Source organism: Pseudomonas sp. B3(2017) (assembly GCF_002113595.1).
GTDB classification, from domain to species: Bacteria; Pseudomonadota; Gammaproteobacteria; order Pseudomonadales; family Pseudomonadaceae; genus Aquipseudomonas; species Aquipseudomonas ekonensis.
In genome coordinates, this window is record NZ_NEIU01000016.1 from 41,302 (window position 1) to 55,260 (window position 13,959).

Sequence of the window (13,959 nt, forward strand, 5' to 3'; positions counted from 1 at the left end):
CTGGAACCCCCAACGGGGCCGGGAGAGGGGCAACCGCTGCGGCGGTGTGTCGCAGTTCTCGGTTTGCACCGTCATGGATCATTAGTTCTCTTTCTCAATTGACAATCATTATCATTCAACATAATTTGTCGCTCGATGTGTAGGACGGCCCCATCCCCAGGCGTCCCACTAACCTATTGGCAGCAAGGTGATTTCCATGACGGAACAAGTATCCACAAGCAGGTGCGATTCACCGCTACTTCAGGCCTTCGTCGACAACCGACTGATCCTGGTCAAGATTGCAGCCCGAATCACCGGCTGCCGGTCACGTGCCGAAGATGTGGTGCAGGATGCGTTCTTCCGACTGCAGTCGGCGCCGCCGATCACGTCGTCGATCAAGGCGCAATTGAGTTATCTGTTCCAGATCGTGCGCAACCTGGCCATCGACCACTACCGCAAGCAAGCGCTGGAGCAGAAGTACGCCGGCCCCGAAGAGGAAGGACTGAACGTGGTCATCCAGGGCGCTTCGCCGGAAACCTCGCACATCAACTTCTCGACCCTCGAAAACATTGCCGATGCGCTGACCGAGCTGCCCAGCCGCACCCGCTACGCCTTCGAGATGTACCGCCTGCACGGCGTGCCGCAGAAGGACATCGCCAAGGAACTGGGCGTATCGCCGACCCTGGTCAACTTCATGATCCGCGACGCCCTGGTGCACTGTCGCAAAGTGTCGGGCAGCCGTCCCGCCATGGCTGCCCGCGGCTGACCGAACAAGCCTGCCCGCGAAAGCCTGCGGCCAGGCATCGCTGCACCGGCCGCCGATCTGCCTTCAATCAAGATCCCTGCGGGAGCCAGCCTGCCGGCGATGGCGTCACCGAAAACGCCATCGCCAGCCGTTGCTTGCGCAGGGATTTCGCTCACCTGCGGCAGCGGCAAAACCAGGCCCGGGAATCCCGGGCCCGCCCCTCACGCCAACGAACACCGGTCGAAGAACCGCTCACGCCCCAGAATCATCAGCGCCGCGCGCTTGTGCGGGAAATCGAATTCCTTTTCGCAGTGGAAGCACTGGTTGTGCATGTGGCCGATCATCTTCGCGTTGTCGGCACGCGGCTCGGCGACCACCCGCTGGGTGCGCGGATCGTCCAGGAACAGGTAATGCACCAGCGCCGACAGCCAGCTCGCCACCTTGTGCGGCCCGCGGTGGTTTTCCTCGCCGACCAGCATGTGGATGCCGCGGTCGTAGTTGTCCGCATCGTAGAAAGGAGCGATCCGGTCTTCCTTGGCCCAATAGGCCTCGAAATAGGCGAACGGCTGATCGTCGAAGCAACCGATCAGGGTCAGGGTGTGCGGATCGGCATCGAGTTTGGTCAGGTACTCGCGGTGCTGTTCGAGCGTGCCCTCCTCCTGCCAGAAGCTGGCCACCCGCGGGCTGTTCTGCCAACGGTTGAAACGCGCCAGATCCTGTTCGATCTCCACGGTGCGCAAGGAAATCCACGCGCCCAGGCGCGCATCGAAACGCCGGTACACCTCGCCGCGGGGCTTGGGCGGACGAAGCGGATGGCGCTTGCCTTGGCTGATGACCATCTGCTGCGGGTAGCTGCCGGTCATCGATGCCCCCAGCCAGGGCTGCGGCAATTGCCAGAACAGCGTGCGTTCGCAGCGGTATTCGCCGGCGGTCTCGGTGGCCACCAGCAGGCCGCTGAGCAAGGCCTCGGTCGGCGGCTGCTCCAGTTGCCAGACCAGTTGCCGGCGTGCCGGGTCACGGGCGAACAGCCAATAGCAGGCCGCCCACAACGCTTGCCCCAGCGGCAGCGCAAAGCGCTCATCGATCCGGATCGGCCCCTGCAGCTCGATGTCGACGCGCAGGCGGATCAAGGGTTGTCCGTCCAGGCTCAGGCTCAGACGGCTTTCGGTGGCATCGGCTATCAATTGGCTGCCCGAAGGCAAGGCCAAGGCAACCAGATCATTCAGATTGGACATGGGTCGGGCTCACGGTAATCGTCGACAGTTCAACGATGGGACGTGAGCCGGGGCAGGAAATTTAGGCTGCAGGCAAAAACCTGCGGGTCAGGGGTGAGGCACCGGCACCACGGCGATCTTGTACGGATCGAAGATCTTCAGCATCTGCCCGTTGTCGCGCAGCCCTTGCAGCAGCTTGCCGAAGGTCTCACCGGTGATCGGCGCCACCGGTCGCAGGATGGCGTAGTGGTGGTAGATCTGGTCGATGCGCTGCGACACCAGCAGCTCGCCGCGCACCTTCTCGTTGCGCAGCAGGTAATCGCTCAGGTAGGAACGGGTGACCAGCGCGATGTCGGCGCGCCCGCGCAGCACCATCAGCAGGTTGCTGTCGTGGGAGTAGGTCAGCGTGGCGTTGTAGTTCTGCGCCAGGTACTTGGGGTCGGCATTGAAGTTGGCGAATTCGTAGTGGTAGCCGCTGTACAGCGCCAAACGCTTGCCGCCGAGGTCGGCGAAGTAGCTTTGCTGCCGCCCGGGCGCCTGCTGGGCGACGAATATCTCGGCGTCCTCCAGGCCCATGTCGACGCTGGTGTGGGGAATGTCCTTCCAGCCCCACTCGGGGTTCTCGAAGATGGCCATGTCGATCCGGCCTTGCTCGAAATCGCCGAAGCGCCGGGGAATCGACGTCGGCACCAGGACAAACTGATAGTCGCCCTGCAAGCGGTTCAGCGCCTCGACCAGTTGCGGCAGCAGGCCGGTGTCGGCCCCGTTCTCCGGGCGGATGGTGTACGGCGGAAAGTGCGCAGCGCCCACCCGCACCAATTGCGCCGCCTCAACCGGCAGCACCGAACACGCGAGCGCTGCGAGCAGAAACCCGGCGGCCTTGCGAACTGGCAAAGACTTCAAATCACCCCACTCCCCGAAAAAGAAACGTTCCCTGCATTCAAACTAGGCGTTTTCGCCCAGTTAGCCAGTTTCCCGGCCCCATAGAAAGCGCTCAGCGCTCTTCGAGCACCAGGATCAAGGCCTCTTCGGCCAACTGATCCAGGCTCAGGCCGCCGCCTTCGCGGAACCAGGTAGTGGTCCACGACAACGCCCCCGTGAGAAAACGTCGGGTCACGAACACATCGCCGCGGATGAACCCGGCCGCCTTGGCTTCGCCCAGCACCTGCAGCCAGAGGGCCTCGTAGATGTCGCGCAGGGCCAGCACCCGCGCCTGGCCTTCGTCCGACAGCGAACGCCATTCATAGACCAGCACCGCCATGGCCTCGCCGCTGCCGCCCATGATGGACTGGAGTTCGCAGCGGATCAGCGCCAGCACCCGTTCGCGCACGTTGCCGGCCTCGGCCAGCGAGGCGCGCATCAGGGCGGTGTTGTAGCGGATGGTCTCTTCCATCACCGCCCGCAGGATCTCGTCCTTGCTCTTGAAGTGATGGAAGATGCTGCCCGACTGGATGCCCACGGCACCGGCCAGGTCGCGCACGGTGGTGCGTTCGTAGCCTTTGTTGCGAAACAGGTGGGCCGCCACTTGCAGCAGCTTGCCGCGGGCGCTGTCCGGGTCGGTCAACTGGCCTGCGTCGACCAGTTCACGCATGACCCCCAGGGCTTTTTGCTCGTCCACCCGTTCTCTCCTACAGTCGATCAGTCTGCTGCGCCGGGAAACGCAGGGTTGCGCGGGCAATTTAAGCCGCCGGCCGCGCCCAAGCAAGCGCTTGGGCGGAAGATGATTCCACTGTTTACAAACCAAGCGCTTGCTTGGTAGCCTCGACGCACTTCTGTCGCAGGTTCCTGAGTCGGAGACAACGATGCCAACCGTGCCCACCGCTATCCGCATCGGATGCGCCAGCGCCTTCTGGGGCGACACCTCGACCGCCGCCGAGCAACTGGTCAAGGGCGGACGCCTGGACTACCTGGTGTTCGACTACCTGGCCGAAATCACCATGTCCATCATGGCCGGCGCCCGCCTGAAAGACCCCCAAGCCGGCTTCGCCGGCGACTTCATCGACATCCTCACTCCGCTGTTGCCGCAGTTGGCGCAGCAGCGCATCCGCGTCATCAGCAATGCCGGCGGGGTCAACCCCACCGCGTGCGCCGCCGCGCTGCAGGCCGCCTGCGACCGGGCCGGCGTGGACCTGAAGATCGCCGTGCTGCTGGGCGATGACCTGCAACCGCAGTTCAAGGGGCTCGGCACCCAAGGCATCACCGAGATGTTCAGCGGCGCCCCGCTGCCGCCCCTGTGCGTCTCGACCAACGCCTACCTCGGCGCGCCGGGCATCGTCGAGGCCCTGCGCCTGGGCGCCGACATCGTCATCACCGGGCGGGTGGTCGACAGCGCCGTGGTCAGCGCGGCGCTGGTGCACGGCTTCGGCTGGTCGTGGCACGACTACGACCGGCTGGCCCAGGCCGCCCTGGCCGGGCACATCATCGAATGCGGCGCCCAGTGCACCGGCGGCAACTTCACCGACTGGCGCGAGGTGCCGGACTACGAGCACATCGGCTTTCCGATCGTCGAAGTCGGCGCCGACGGCCAGTTCACCGTCAGCAAGCCCGAAGGCTCCGGCGGGCTGGTGACGCCGCTGACCGTGGGCGAGCAGATGCTGTACGAGATCGGCGATCCGCAGGCCTATCTGCTGCCCGATGTGATCTGCGACTTCACCCAGGTCAAACTCCAGCAGCAAGGCAAGAACGCCGTCCGCGTGCACGGCGCCAAAGGCCTGCCGCCCAGCGGCAAGTACAAGGTCAGCGCGACGTATCCGGACGGTTTCCGCTGCACCGCCAGTTGCCTGATCGCCGGCCTCGATGCGGTGGACAAGGCGCGGCGGGTCAGCCAGGCGATCATCGGCAAGACCGCGCAGATGCTGGAGCAGCGCGGCTGGGGCCCCTACAGCGAAGTCAACGTCGAATTGCTGGGCAGCGAAGCCACCTACGGCCCCCACGGCCGGCGCCGCGACAGCCGCGAAGTGGTGATCAAGCTCGCGGTGCGCCACCCGAACAAGCAGGCGCTGGTGCTGTTCTCCCGGGAAATCGCCCAGGCCGCCACCGGCATGGCGCCGGGGCTGACCGGCATCGTCGGCGGACGGCCGACGGTGTATCCGCTGATCCGGCTGTTCTCGTTCCTGATCGACAAGGACGCCTGCACCCTGCAGGTCGACATCGCCGGCGAACGCCATCCCTGCGCGTTGCCACCCCCGGACACCTTCAGCAGCGGCGACCTGCCCGTGCCCCACGAACCGCCCAAGCCCCAGGGCCGCGCCGACGCCAGCGTGCCGCTGGTGAAACTGGCCGTGGCGCGCTCCGGCGACAAGGGCGACCACAGCAACATCGGCGTGATGCCGCGCCGCCCCGAATACCTGCCGTGGATCGCCGAAGCGCTGACCCCGGCGGTGGTGGTGGACTGGATGGGCCATGTCCTCGACCCGATCCACGGGCGGGTCGAACGCTGGTACCTGCCTGGCACCCACAGCCTGAACTTTCTGCTGGAGAACGCCCTGGGCGGCGGCGGTGTGGCCAGCCTGCGGATCGACCCGCAAGGCAAGGCCTTCGCCCAGCAACTGCTGGAGATCCAGATCCCGGTGCCGCGAAGCATCGCCGAACAATTCGAATAAAAGGATGGCGCCATGGCTTACCGATCGATATTCAACGCCGGGCTGTTCGACGGCCAGACGGTCATCGTCACCGGCGGCGGCAGCGGCATCGGCCGCTGCACGGCCCATGAGCTGGCCGCCCTCGGGGCCACGGTGCTGCTGATCGGCCGCAAGCCCGAGAAGCTGCAGAAGGTCGCCGCCGAAATCACCGAGGACGGCGGCCGCGCACACTGGAAAGCCTGCGACATCCGCGACGAAGAAGCCGTGAAGGCAACGGTCGGCGAAATCATCCGCGAGCACGGGCCGATCCACGGCCTGGTCAACAACGCCGGCGGCCAGTACCCGTCGCCGCTGGCCTCGATCAATCAGAAAGGCTTCGAGACCGTGCTGCGCACCAACCTGGTCGGCGGTTTCCTGATGGCCCGGGAAGTGTTCAACCAGTCGATGGGCAAGCACGGCGGCAGCATCGTCAACATGCTCGCCGACATGTGGGGCGGCATGCCCGGCATGGGTCACTCGGGCGCTGCGCGCTCGGGCATGGAGAACTTCACCAAGACTGCCGCCTTCGAATGGGGCTGCGCCGGCGTGCGGGTCAACGCCGTGGCGCCGGGCTGGATCGCCTCCAGCGGCATGGACACCTATGAAGGCGCGTTCAAGGCCGTGATCCCGACCCTGCGCGAGCACGTGCCGCTCAAACGCATCGGCACCGAATCAGAGGTCAGCGCAGCGATCGTGTTCCTGTTGAGCCCGGCCGCCGCGTTCATCAGCGGCAGCACCGTGCGCATCGACGGCGCCGCCAGCCTCGGCAACCGCGCCTGGCCGCTGCACAAGGCAAGCCACAGCGAACCGTTCAACGGCTTCCACCGCGCCTACCTGCCCGACGTGCTCAAGGACAAGGAATAAGCCATGCCGTCCATTCAGTCCCTTCTCGATCCCCACAGCGAAGCCTTCGCCCGCAACCGCGCCGCGATGCTGGCCGCCGTCGAGCACGTGCAGCAGCTCGAACGCAACCTGCTGGACAAGGCCGCCGAAGCCAAGCCGAAATTCGACAAGCGCGGCCAGTTGCTGCCCCGCGAACGCCTCAACCTGCTGCTCGACCCCGGCTCGCCGTTCCTCGAACTGGCCAGCCTGGCCGGCTACAAGCTGCATGACGACAAGGACGGCAGCGCCGCCGGCGGCGGCCTGATCGCCGGGATCGGCCAGGTGTCCGGCGTGCGGGTGCTGGTGGTGGCCAACAACAGCGCGATCAAGGGCGGCACCATCTCCCCTTCCGGCCTGAAGAAATCCCTGCGCCTGCAACAGATCGCCCAGGAAAACAAACTGCCGGTGATCACCCTCGCCGAAAGCGGCGGCGCCAACCTCAACTATGCGGCGGAGATTTTCGTCGAAGGCGCGCGCAGCTTCGCCAACCAGGCGCGGATGTCGGCCATGGGCCTGCCGCAGATCACCGTGGTGCACGGCTCGGCCACCGCCGGCGGCGCCTACCAGCCGGGGCTGTCGGATTACGTGGTGGTGGTGCGGGGCAAGGCCAAGCTGTTTCTCGCCGGCCCTCCGCTGCTCAAGGCGGCCACCGGCGAAGTGGCCACGGACGAAGAACTGGGCGGCGCCGAAATGCACGCGCAGGTGGCGGGCACCGCCGAATACCTGGCGGAAAACGACGCCGACGGCATCCGTCAGGTGCGCGAGATCGTCAGCCTGCTGAACTGGAACGAACACCTGCCGTGGCGGCCCGCGCCGCCGTACAAGGAACCGCTCTACCCCATCGACGAACTGCTCGGGCTGATCCCGGACGACCCGAAGAAGCCCTATGACGTGCGCGAGATCATTGCGCGGATCGCCGACGAATCGCGCTTCCTGGAATTCAAGGGCGAGTTCGACTCGCAAACGGTCTGTGGCCACCTGAAGATCCAGGGCCGGGCCTGCGGCTTCATCGGCAACAACGGCCCGATCACCCCGGACGGCGCAAGCAAGGCGGCGCAGTTCATTCAACTGTGCGACCAGAGCCGCACGCCGTTGCTGTTCTTCCACAACACCACCGGCTTCATGGTCGGCACCGAGTCGGAACAGCGCGGGGTGATCAAGCACGGTTCCAAGCTGATCCAGGCGGTGGCCAACGCGCGGGTGCCGAAGCTGACCCTGGTCGTCGGCGGCTCCTACGGCGCCGGCAACTACGCGATGTGCGGGCGCGGCCTCGACCCGCGCTTCATCTTCGCCTGGCCCAACAGCCGCACCGCCGTGATGGGCGGCGCCCAGGCCGGCAAGGTGCTGCGCATCGTCACCGAAGCCCGGCAGCTCAAGGACGGTCTGGAGCCCGACCCGAAAATGCTCGACATGCTCGAACAGGCCACCGCGCAGAAACTCGACAGCCAGTCCACCGCCCTCTACGGCAGCGCCAACCTGTGGGACGACGGCCTGATCGACCCCCGCGACACCCGCATCCTGCTCGGCTACCTGCTGGACATCTGCCACGAGGCCGATCTGCGCACGTTGCAGCCCAACAGCTTCGGCGTCAGCCGGTTCTGACCCCCAACGGATCCTGAGGAGAACAACAACAATGATCTTCACCCCGGAACACGAAGCCCTGCGCCGCACCGTGCGCCAGTTCGTCGAACACGAGATCAACCCCCACGTCGAGGAATGGGAAAGGGCCGGACGCTTCCCGATCCACGAGATCTTCCGCAAGGCCGGCGAGCTGGGCCTGCTGGGCATCTCCAAGCCGGAGAAGTTCGGCGGCATGGGGCTGGACTACAGCTATTCGATCGTCGCCGCCGAAGAGTTCGGCACCATCCATTGCGGCGGCATCCCGATGTCCATCGGCGTGCAGACCGACATGTGCACCCCGGCCCTGGCCCGCTTCGGCTCCGATGAGCTGCGCGAGCAGTTCCTGCGCCCGGCCATCAGCGGCGAACAGGTGGGCTGCATCGGCGTCTCGGAGGTCGGCGCCGGCTCCGACGTCGCCGGGCTCAAGACCACCGCCCGCAAGGACGGCGACGACTACGTGATCAACGGCAGCAAGATGTGGATCACCAACTCGCCGAGCGCCGATTTCATCTGCCTGCTGGCCAACACCTCGGACGACAAGCCCCACGTCAACAAATCCCTGATCATGGTGCCGATGGACACGCCCGGCATCAGCCTCAGCCCGCACCTGGACAAGCTCGGCATGCGCAGCTCGGAGACCGCCCAGGTGTTCTTCGACGACGTGCGCGTGCCGCAGCGCAACCGCATCGGCCACGAAGGCGCCGGGTTCATGATGCAGATGCTGCAGTTCCAGGAAGAACGCCTGTTCGGCGCGGCGAACATGATCAAGGGGCTGGAGTATTGCGTCGACAGCACCATCGAGTACTGCAAGGAACGCAAGACCTTCGGCAACGCGCTGATCGACAACCAGGTGATCCACTTCCGCCTCGCTGAGCTGCAGACCGAAATCGAATGCCTGCGGGCACTGGTCTACCAGGCCACCGAACAGTACGTGAAAGGTCAGGACGTCACCCGCCTGGCGTCGATGGCCAAGCTCAAGGCCGGGCGCCTCGGGCGCGAGGTCAGCGACAGCTGCCTGCAGTACTGGGGCGGCATGGGCTACATGTGGGACAACCCGGTGGCCCGCGCCTACCGCGACGTGCGGCTGGTGTCGATCGGCGGCGGCGCCGACGAGATCATGCTGGGGATCATCTGCAAGCTGATGGGCATCCTGCCGGGGAAACGCCCATGAGCGCCCTGCCCGATTGCGCGACGCTGCTGCTGGAGCCGCACAACGGCGTGCTGCACATCACCCTCAACCGCCCCGACAGCCGCAATGCCATGAGCCTGCAGATGGTCGCCGAACTGCGCGCCGCACTGGCGGCGGTGCGGGACGACCGCAGCGTGCGGGCGATCGTGCTCAGCGGCGCCGGCGGCCATTTCTGCGCCGGCGGCGACATCAAGGACATGGCCAACGCCCGCGCACAAGGCGGCCAAGCCTACCGCGACCTGAACCGTGCGTTCGGCGCCCTGCTGCAAGAGGCGCAGCACGTGCCGCAAGTGCTGATCACCGTCCTGCAAGGCGCCGTGCTGGGCGGCGGTTTCGGCCTGGCTTGCGTCAGCGACATCGCCATGGCCGACCATCAGGCCCAGTTCGGCCTGCCGGAAACCAGCCTCGGCCTGCTGCCGGCGCAGATCGCACCGTTCGTGGTGCAGCGCATCGGCCTCACCGAAACCCGGCGCCTGGCCCTGACCGCCGCCCGCTTCGACGGCCACCAGGCCCGGCGCATGGGGCTGGTGCACTTCGTCGAGCAGGATCCGCAAGCCCTGGCCGAGCGCCTGGATGAAGTGCTCGAGCATGTCCTGTGCTGCGCTCCGGAAGCGAACGCCATGACCAAAAAACTATTGCTGGCCAGCGCCGGGCAACCTGGCGCCGAACTGCTGGACGAAGCGGCGCAATGGTTCAGCGAGGCGGTGACCGGCGCCGAAGGCACCGAAGGCACGCTGGCCTTCCTGCAAAAGCGCAAGCCGAAGTGGGCGACTTGAACCACGCTCCCGCCGTGCCGACCTGCACCGCAAACCCATGTGGGAGCGCGCCTGCTTGCGATGAGGCCCGCCCTTCCAACGCGACATTCCAGGGAAAACCGTCATGCCCGCCCTCCACAAGATCCTGATCGCCAACCGCGGCGAGATCGCCTGCCGGATCCAGCGCACCGCCCAGTCCCTCGGCTATCGCACGGTGGCGGTGTTCAGCGACGCCGACGCCGACGCCCTGCATGTGCAGATGGCCGACCAGGCCGTGCACATCGGTCCTGCGCCGGTGCAGCAGTCTTACCTGAACATCGCCGCGATCCTCGACGCGGCCCGGCGCAGCGGCGCCGATGCGGTGCATCCCGGCTACGGCTTCCTTTCGGAGAACGCCGACTTCGCCCGGGCCTGCGAACAGGCCGGCCTGACCTTCATCGGCCCGGACGCCGACGCCATCGAACTGATGGGCAGCAAGCGCCGCTCGAAAATCGCCATGCTCGCCGCCGGCGTCCCCTGCGTCGCCGGCTACCAAGGCGCGGAACAGGACGACGCCACGCTGCTGCGCGAAGCCGAGCGCATCGGCTATCCGCTGATGATCAAGGCCAGCGCCGGCGGCGGCGGACGCGGCATGCGCCTGGTGGAGGACGCGCAAGCGCTGCCCGCGCAACTGCGCACCGCCCGCTCCGAAGCGCTCAACGCCTTCGGCAGCGACGAGCTGATCCTGGAACAGGCGCTGGTGGAGCCGCGCCACGTCGAGTTTCAAGTGTTCGGTGACCGCCACGGCCACCTGATCCACCTGGGCGAACGCGATTGCTCGGTCCAGCGCCGCCATCAGAAGGTCATCGAAGAAGCCCCTTGCCCGGTGATGACCCCGGCCCTGCGCGAAGCCATGGGCGCGGCGGCGATCAAGGCCGCACGCGCCGTCGACTACGTGGGGGCCGGCACCGTGGAGTTTCTGCTCGACGCCCAGGGGCGCTTCTACTTTCTGGAGATGAACACCCGGTTGCAGGTCGAGCACCCGGTGACCGAACTCATCACCGGACAAGACCTGGTGGCCTGGCAATTGGCGGTCGCCGAGGGCCGGCCGCTGCCGCTGACCCAGGACCAGGTCAGGCTCGACGGCCATGCGATGGAGGTGCGCCTGTATGCCGAAGACCCGGCACAGGGCTTTCTGCCGCAGACCGGACGCGTCCTGGCCTGGGAGCCGGCGCTGGGGCACGGTGCGCGCATCGATCACGGCCTGACGGAAAACCGGCTCATCAGCCCCTTCTACGACCCGATGCTCGGCAAACTGATCGCCCATGGCGCCACGCGGGAAGAGGCGCGGCGCAAGTTGCTGCGGGCGGTGCAGGACAGTGTGCTGCTCGGCGTGCACAGCAACCAGCGCCTGCTGGCCGGCCTGCTGCAGCACCCGCAGTTCATCGACGGCCGTTTCGACACCGGGTTCATCCCCCGGCATTTCACCGATCACCCCTGCCTGCGGCCGCAGACGCCGGGCGCCGAGGAACTGGCCATCGCCACCGTGCTGTTCCATCGGCGCAGCGCCCAGGCGCATCGCCCGGCGCTGGCCGACTGGCGCAACAACACGGGCGTGGCGGTCGGCTACCGGCTCGGCCTGGAGGAACAGACCTGGAACGTGCAACTGCTGGCCGGCCCCGGCGGCCGGTTTGAGGTCGAGACGCCCGGACGCCGCCTCCAGGCGATACTCGTCGAACAGGACGAACGCCACGTGACGCTGCAGATCGACGGCCTGCGCCAGCGCCATGCCTATCGCCTGGAGGACGAGCGGCTCTGGCTGTTCACCGACGCCGGCAGCCTGTGCCTGGCGGATCGAACTCATGCGGTGATCGACAGTCAGACCAGCGTCGGTTCCGGCACGCTGAAGGCACCCATGGACGGCGCCATCGTCGACGTGCTGGTCAGCGAGGGCAGCCCGGTCAGCAAGGGGCAACTGCTGGTGGTGCTGGAGGCGATGAAAATGGAGCACCCGCTCAAGGCCGGCATCGACGGCGTGCTCAAGCGGGTGCAGGTCAAGGTCGGCGATCAGGTGAAGAATCGTCAGGTTCTGTTGCAGGTCGAGTGAGTCGCCAGGCGCATCCGCAGGGTTTGGCTACGCTCTGAACTATCGGAACGTACACATCAGGAACCCTGCGATGCCCCATTGGCTGGTCATTGATCTGGAAGCCACCACCGACGAGGGTGGCTGGCCGGTTACGGAAATGGAGATCATCGAGATCGGCGCCACCCTGGTCGACCGCGCCGGCCGCGAGCGCGATCACTTCCAGCGCTTCGTCAAACCGCTGCGCCGGCCCTTGCTGACGCCGTTCTGCCGCGAACTCACCCACATCACCCAGGCCAACATCGATTCGGCGCAGACCTTGAGCGAGGTCTGGCCGGCCTTCGAACGCTGGCTCGGCCAGCACCGCACGCGCCTGGAAGGCTGGGCCAGCTGGGGCGACTACGACCGCAAGCAGCTGCTCCAGGAATGGCAGCGCCTGCAGCTCGACAGCGCCCTGAGCCAGGTGCCGCACATGAACCTCAAGCAGCGCTTCGCCAAGGCCCGGCGCCTGGAACGGCCCCTGGGGCTCAACGGCGCCCTGCAACTGGCCGGCCTGCAGTTCAGCGGCCAGCAGCACCGGGCCCTGGAAGACGCCCGCAACACCGCCCGTTTGCTGCCGCTGGTGCTGCCGCTTTAGACAGATGACGGCGTCGGATGCCTTGTGCATACTGGCCGGCCCTTTTTGACCCTTTTCGAGGAATCGCCCATGTTCAAAGTCAACGAGTACTTCGACGGCACCGTCAAATCGATCGCGTTCGGCACCGCTGAAGGCCCCGCGACCATCGGCGTCATGGCTCCGGGCGAGTACGAATTCGGCACGGCCCAGCGCGAAATCATGCACGTGGTGTCGGGTGCGCTGACCGTCAAGCTGCCGGACAGCAACGAGTGGGAAACCTTCGCCGCCGGCAGCCAGTTCAATGTACCGGCCAACAGCAAGTTCCAGCTGAAAGTGGCCGTCGACACCGCTTACCTCTGCGAATACCGCGGCTGATCCGACGGATCGCGCCACAAACAAAAATGCCCGTGTCCAAGGACACGGGCATTTTTGTTCAGGAACCGGTTACTCGAGGATCTCCACCGGCATGCCGACTTCCAGCCGGCCGTTGCCGTCGTTCACCAGGTTCTGCCCGAACATCGCGCCGTCGGCCTGGGCGCGGGTCTTCTGCAGGGTCGCCAGCGGTTCGCGGTCGGCGCTGCGCTCGCCGGTCTTGGGATCGATCGTCGTCAGAATGCAGCGGGAGCAGGACTTGACCACGCGCAACTCCACCTCACCGATGCGGATCCGCTTCCAGCCGTCCTCGGCATAGGCCTCGCTGCCTTCGATCACCAGGTTGGGCCGAAAGCGCAGCATTTCCAGGGGACGCCCGACCTCTTGCGACAAATGCTGCAAGGACGCTTCACCGATCAGCAACAGCGGAAAGCCGTCGGCGAACGCCACCTGGTCATCATCCTTGCCGTAACCGGCCTGGGTGATGCGGGCGCGATCCAGGGGCACCTGCACCAGCCGCGTCGGTTTGCCGATGAAGTCGCTGACCCACCGGGCCGCCTCGTCGCCGGCATCCGGCACGCGCAGGGTGTCGCGCCAGATGGTCACGCCGCGCAGCTCGGCCGCGTCGCCGGGCACCGCGACATCGATGGCCCCGTGGCCCGCAGCGCTGAGGGTCAGCCCGCCTGCGGGATTCCACAGCGCCGACAGCTGGCTCATCTTCGCTTCGGCGCGCTGGGTGAGGAAACGCCCGCTGGGCTCGTCCACCAGCATCCAGCGTCGGTCCCCTTCAAGCCCCAGCTTGTCCAGGCCGATCCCTTGCAGGACCTCGGCCTTGCCGGATTTCAACGGGTAACGGTAAAGCGCGCTCAGACGCAGCATGGCCAACTCCCTGGAGGGTAAAGAAC

At 66.3% G+C, this 13,959-nt stretch carries 13 protein-coding genes; 9 read left to right on the plus strand and 4 right to left on the minus strand.

Features of this window, described 5'->3' with window-relative positions; all coding sequences use genetic code 11:
* Positions 1–196: 196 nt before the first annotated feature.
* A complete protein-coding gene (locus CAG33_RS21320; protein WP_085577927.1) occupies positions 197–745 on the plus strand; it encodes an RNA polymerase factor sigma-70 in 549 nt (182 codons plus the stop codon).
* Between the two features lie 200 nt (positions 746–945).
* Here CAG33_RS21320 and CAG33_RS21325 read toward each other — a convergent pair whose 3' ends face one another.
* The 3 genes from CAG33_RS21325 to CAG33_RS21335 form a co-directional block, all read right to left on the minus strand.
* Positions 946–1,959: a GNAT family N-acetyltransferase gene (locus CAG33_RS21325; RefSeq protein WP_085577928.1), complete on the minus strand. Its 1,014-nt coding sequence runs from the start codon at positions 1,957–1,959 to the stop codon at positions 946–948.
* Between the two features lie 87 nt (positions 1,960–2,046).
* Positions 2,047–2,841: an ABC transporter substrate-binding protein gene (locus CAG33_RS21330; protein ID WP_085577929.1), complete on the minus strand. Its 795-nt coding sequence runs from the start codon at positions 2,839–2,841 to the stop codon at positions 2,047–2,049.
* 91 nt (positions 2,842–2,932) lie between these two features.
* Positions 2,933–3,556 carry a TetR/AcrR family transcriptional regulator gene (locus tag CAG33_RS21335; protein ID WP_085577930.1) on the minus strand — a complete coding sequence of 208 codons (624 nt, stop codon included), beginning with the start codon at positions 3,554–3,556 and terminating at the stop codon, positions 2,933–2,935.
* A gap of 184 nt (positions 3,557–3,740) precedes the next feature.
* Between CAG33_RS21335 and CAG33_RS21340 the strand changes: the two genes are divergently transcribed.
* The 8 genes from CAG33_RS21340 (at position 3,741) to CAG33_RS21375 (ending at position 13,057) form a co-directional block, all read left to right on the plus strand.
* Positions 3,741–5,540 carry an acyclic terpene utilization AtuA family protein gene (locus CAG33_RS21340; protein WP_371857689.1) on the plus strand — a complete coding sequence of 600 codons (1,800 nt, stop codon included), beginning with the start codon at positions 3,741–3,743 and terminating at the stop codon, positions 5,538–5,540.
* 12 nt (positions 5,541–5,552) lie between these two features.
* Complete coding sequence (locus CAG33_RS21345) at positions 5,553–6,422, plus strand: SDR family oxidoreductase (RefSeq protein WP_085629858.1); 870 nt, start codon at positions 5,553–5,555, stop codon at positions 6,420–6,422.
* Positions 6,423–6,425: 3 nt separating this feature from the next.
* Entirely contained in the window at positions 6,426–8,042 is a 1,617-nt protein-coding gene (atuC, locus tag CAG33_RS21350) for a geranyl-CoA carboxylase subunit beta (protein WP_085577932.1), read from the plus strand.
* 31 nt (positions 8,043–8,073) lie between these two features.
* Entirely contained in the window at positions 8,074–9,231 is a 1,158-nt protein-coding gene (atuD, locus tag CAG33_RS21355; protein ID WP_085640448.1) for a citronellyl-CoA dehydrogenase, read from the plus strand.
* Positions 9,228–10,025: an enoyl-CoA hydratase/isomerase family protein gene (locus CAG33_RS21360; protein WP_085629854.1), complete on the plus strand. Its 798-nt coding sequence runs from the start codon at positions 9,228–9,230 to the stop codon at positions 10,023–10,025. Before atuD ends, CAG33_RS21360 begins: the two co-directional genes overlap by 4 nt.
* Before the next feature lie 103 nt (positions 10,026–10,128).
* Positions 10,129–12,090, plus strand: a complete 1,962-nt coding sequence (locus CAG33_RS21365) for an acetyl/propionyl/methylcrotonyl-CoA carboxylase subunit alpha (RefSeq protein ID WP_085640451.1) — start codon at positions 10,129–10,131, stop codon at positions 12,088–12,090.
* A 70-nt stretch (positions 12,091–12,160) separates the two neighbouring features.
* A complete protein-coding gene (locus CAG33_RS21370; RefSeq protein ID WP_085577936.1) occupies positions 12,161–12,703 on the plus strand; it encodes an exonuclease domain-containing protein in 543 nt (180 codons plus the stop codon).
* Between the two features lie 69 nt (positions 12,704–12,772).
* A complete protein-coding gene (locus CAG33_RS21375; protein WP_085577937.1) occupies positions 12,773–13,057 on the plus strand; it encodes a pyrimidine/purine nucleoside phosphorylase in 285 nt (94 codons plus the stop codon).
* A gap of 69 nt (positions 13,058–13,126) precedes the next feature.
* Here the strand turns inward: CAG33_RS21375 and CAG33_RS21380 are convergent, their stop codons facing one another.
* On the minus strand, positions 13,127–13,933 hold the full coding sequence (locus tag CAG33_RS21380; RefSeq protein WP_085629850.1) for an MOSC domain-containing protein: 807 nt from the start codon (positions 13,931–13,933) through the stop codon (positions 13,127–13,129).
* Positions 13,934–13,959: the final 26 nt, after the last annotated feature.

Excerpts from the sequence above, each read along its gene's own strand:
- CAG33_RS21345 (WP_085629858.1), top strand. The coding sequence starts at position 5,553 with ATGGCTTACCGATCGATATTCAACGCCGGGCTGTTCGACGGCCAGACG.
- CAG33_RS21320 (WP_085577927.1), top strand. The coding sequence starts at position 197 with ATGACGGAACAAGTATCCACAAGCAGGTGCGATTCACCGCTACTTCAG.
- CAG33_RS21325 (WP_085577928.1), bottom strand. The coding sequence starts at position 1,959 with ATGTCCAATCTGAATGATCTGGTTGCCTTGGCCTTGCCTTCGGGCAGC.
- CAG33_RS21340 (WP_371857689.1), top strand. The coding sequence starts at position 3,741 with ATGCCAACCGTGCCCACCGCTATCCGCATCGGATGCGCCAGCGCCTTC.
- atuC (WP_085577932.1), top strand. The coding sequence starts at position 6,426 with ATGCCGTCCATTCAGTCCCTTCTCGATCCCCACAGCGAAGCCTTCGCC.
- CAG33_RS21375 (WP_085577937.1), top strand. The coding sequence starts at position 12,773 with ATGTTCAAAGTCAACGAGTACTTCGACGGCACCGTCAAATCGATCGCG.
- CAG33_RS21360 (WP_085629854.1), top strand. The coding sequence starts at position 9,228 with ATGAGCGCCCTGCCCGATTGCGCGACGCTGCTGCTGGAGCCGCACAAC.
- CAG33_RS21380 (WP_085629850.1), bottom strand. The coding sequence starts at position 13,933 with ATGCTGCGTCTGAGCGCGCTTTACCGTTACCCGTTGAAATCCGGCAAG.
- atuD (WP_085640448.1), top strand. The coding sequence starts at position 8,074 with ATGATCTTCACCCCGGAACACGAAGCCCTGCGCCGCACCGTGCGCCAG.
- CAG33_RS21370 (WP_085577936.1), top strand. The coding sequence starts at position 12,161 with ATGCCCCATTGGCTGGTCATTGATCTGGAAGCCACCACCGACGAGGGT.
- CAG33_RS21365 (WP_085640451.1), top strand. The coding sequence starts at position 10,129 with ATGCCCGCCCTCCACAAGATCCTGATCGCCAACCGCGGCGAGATCGCC.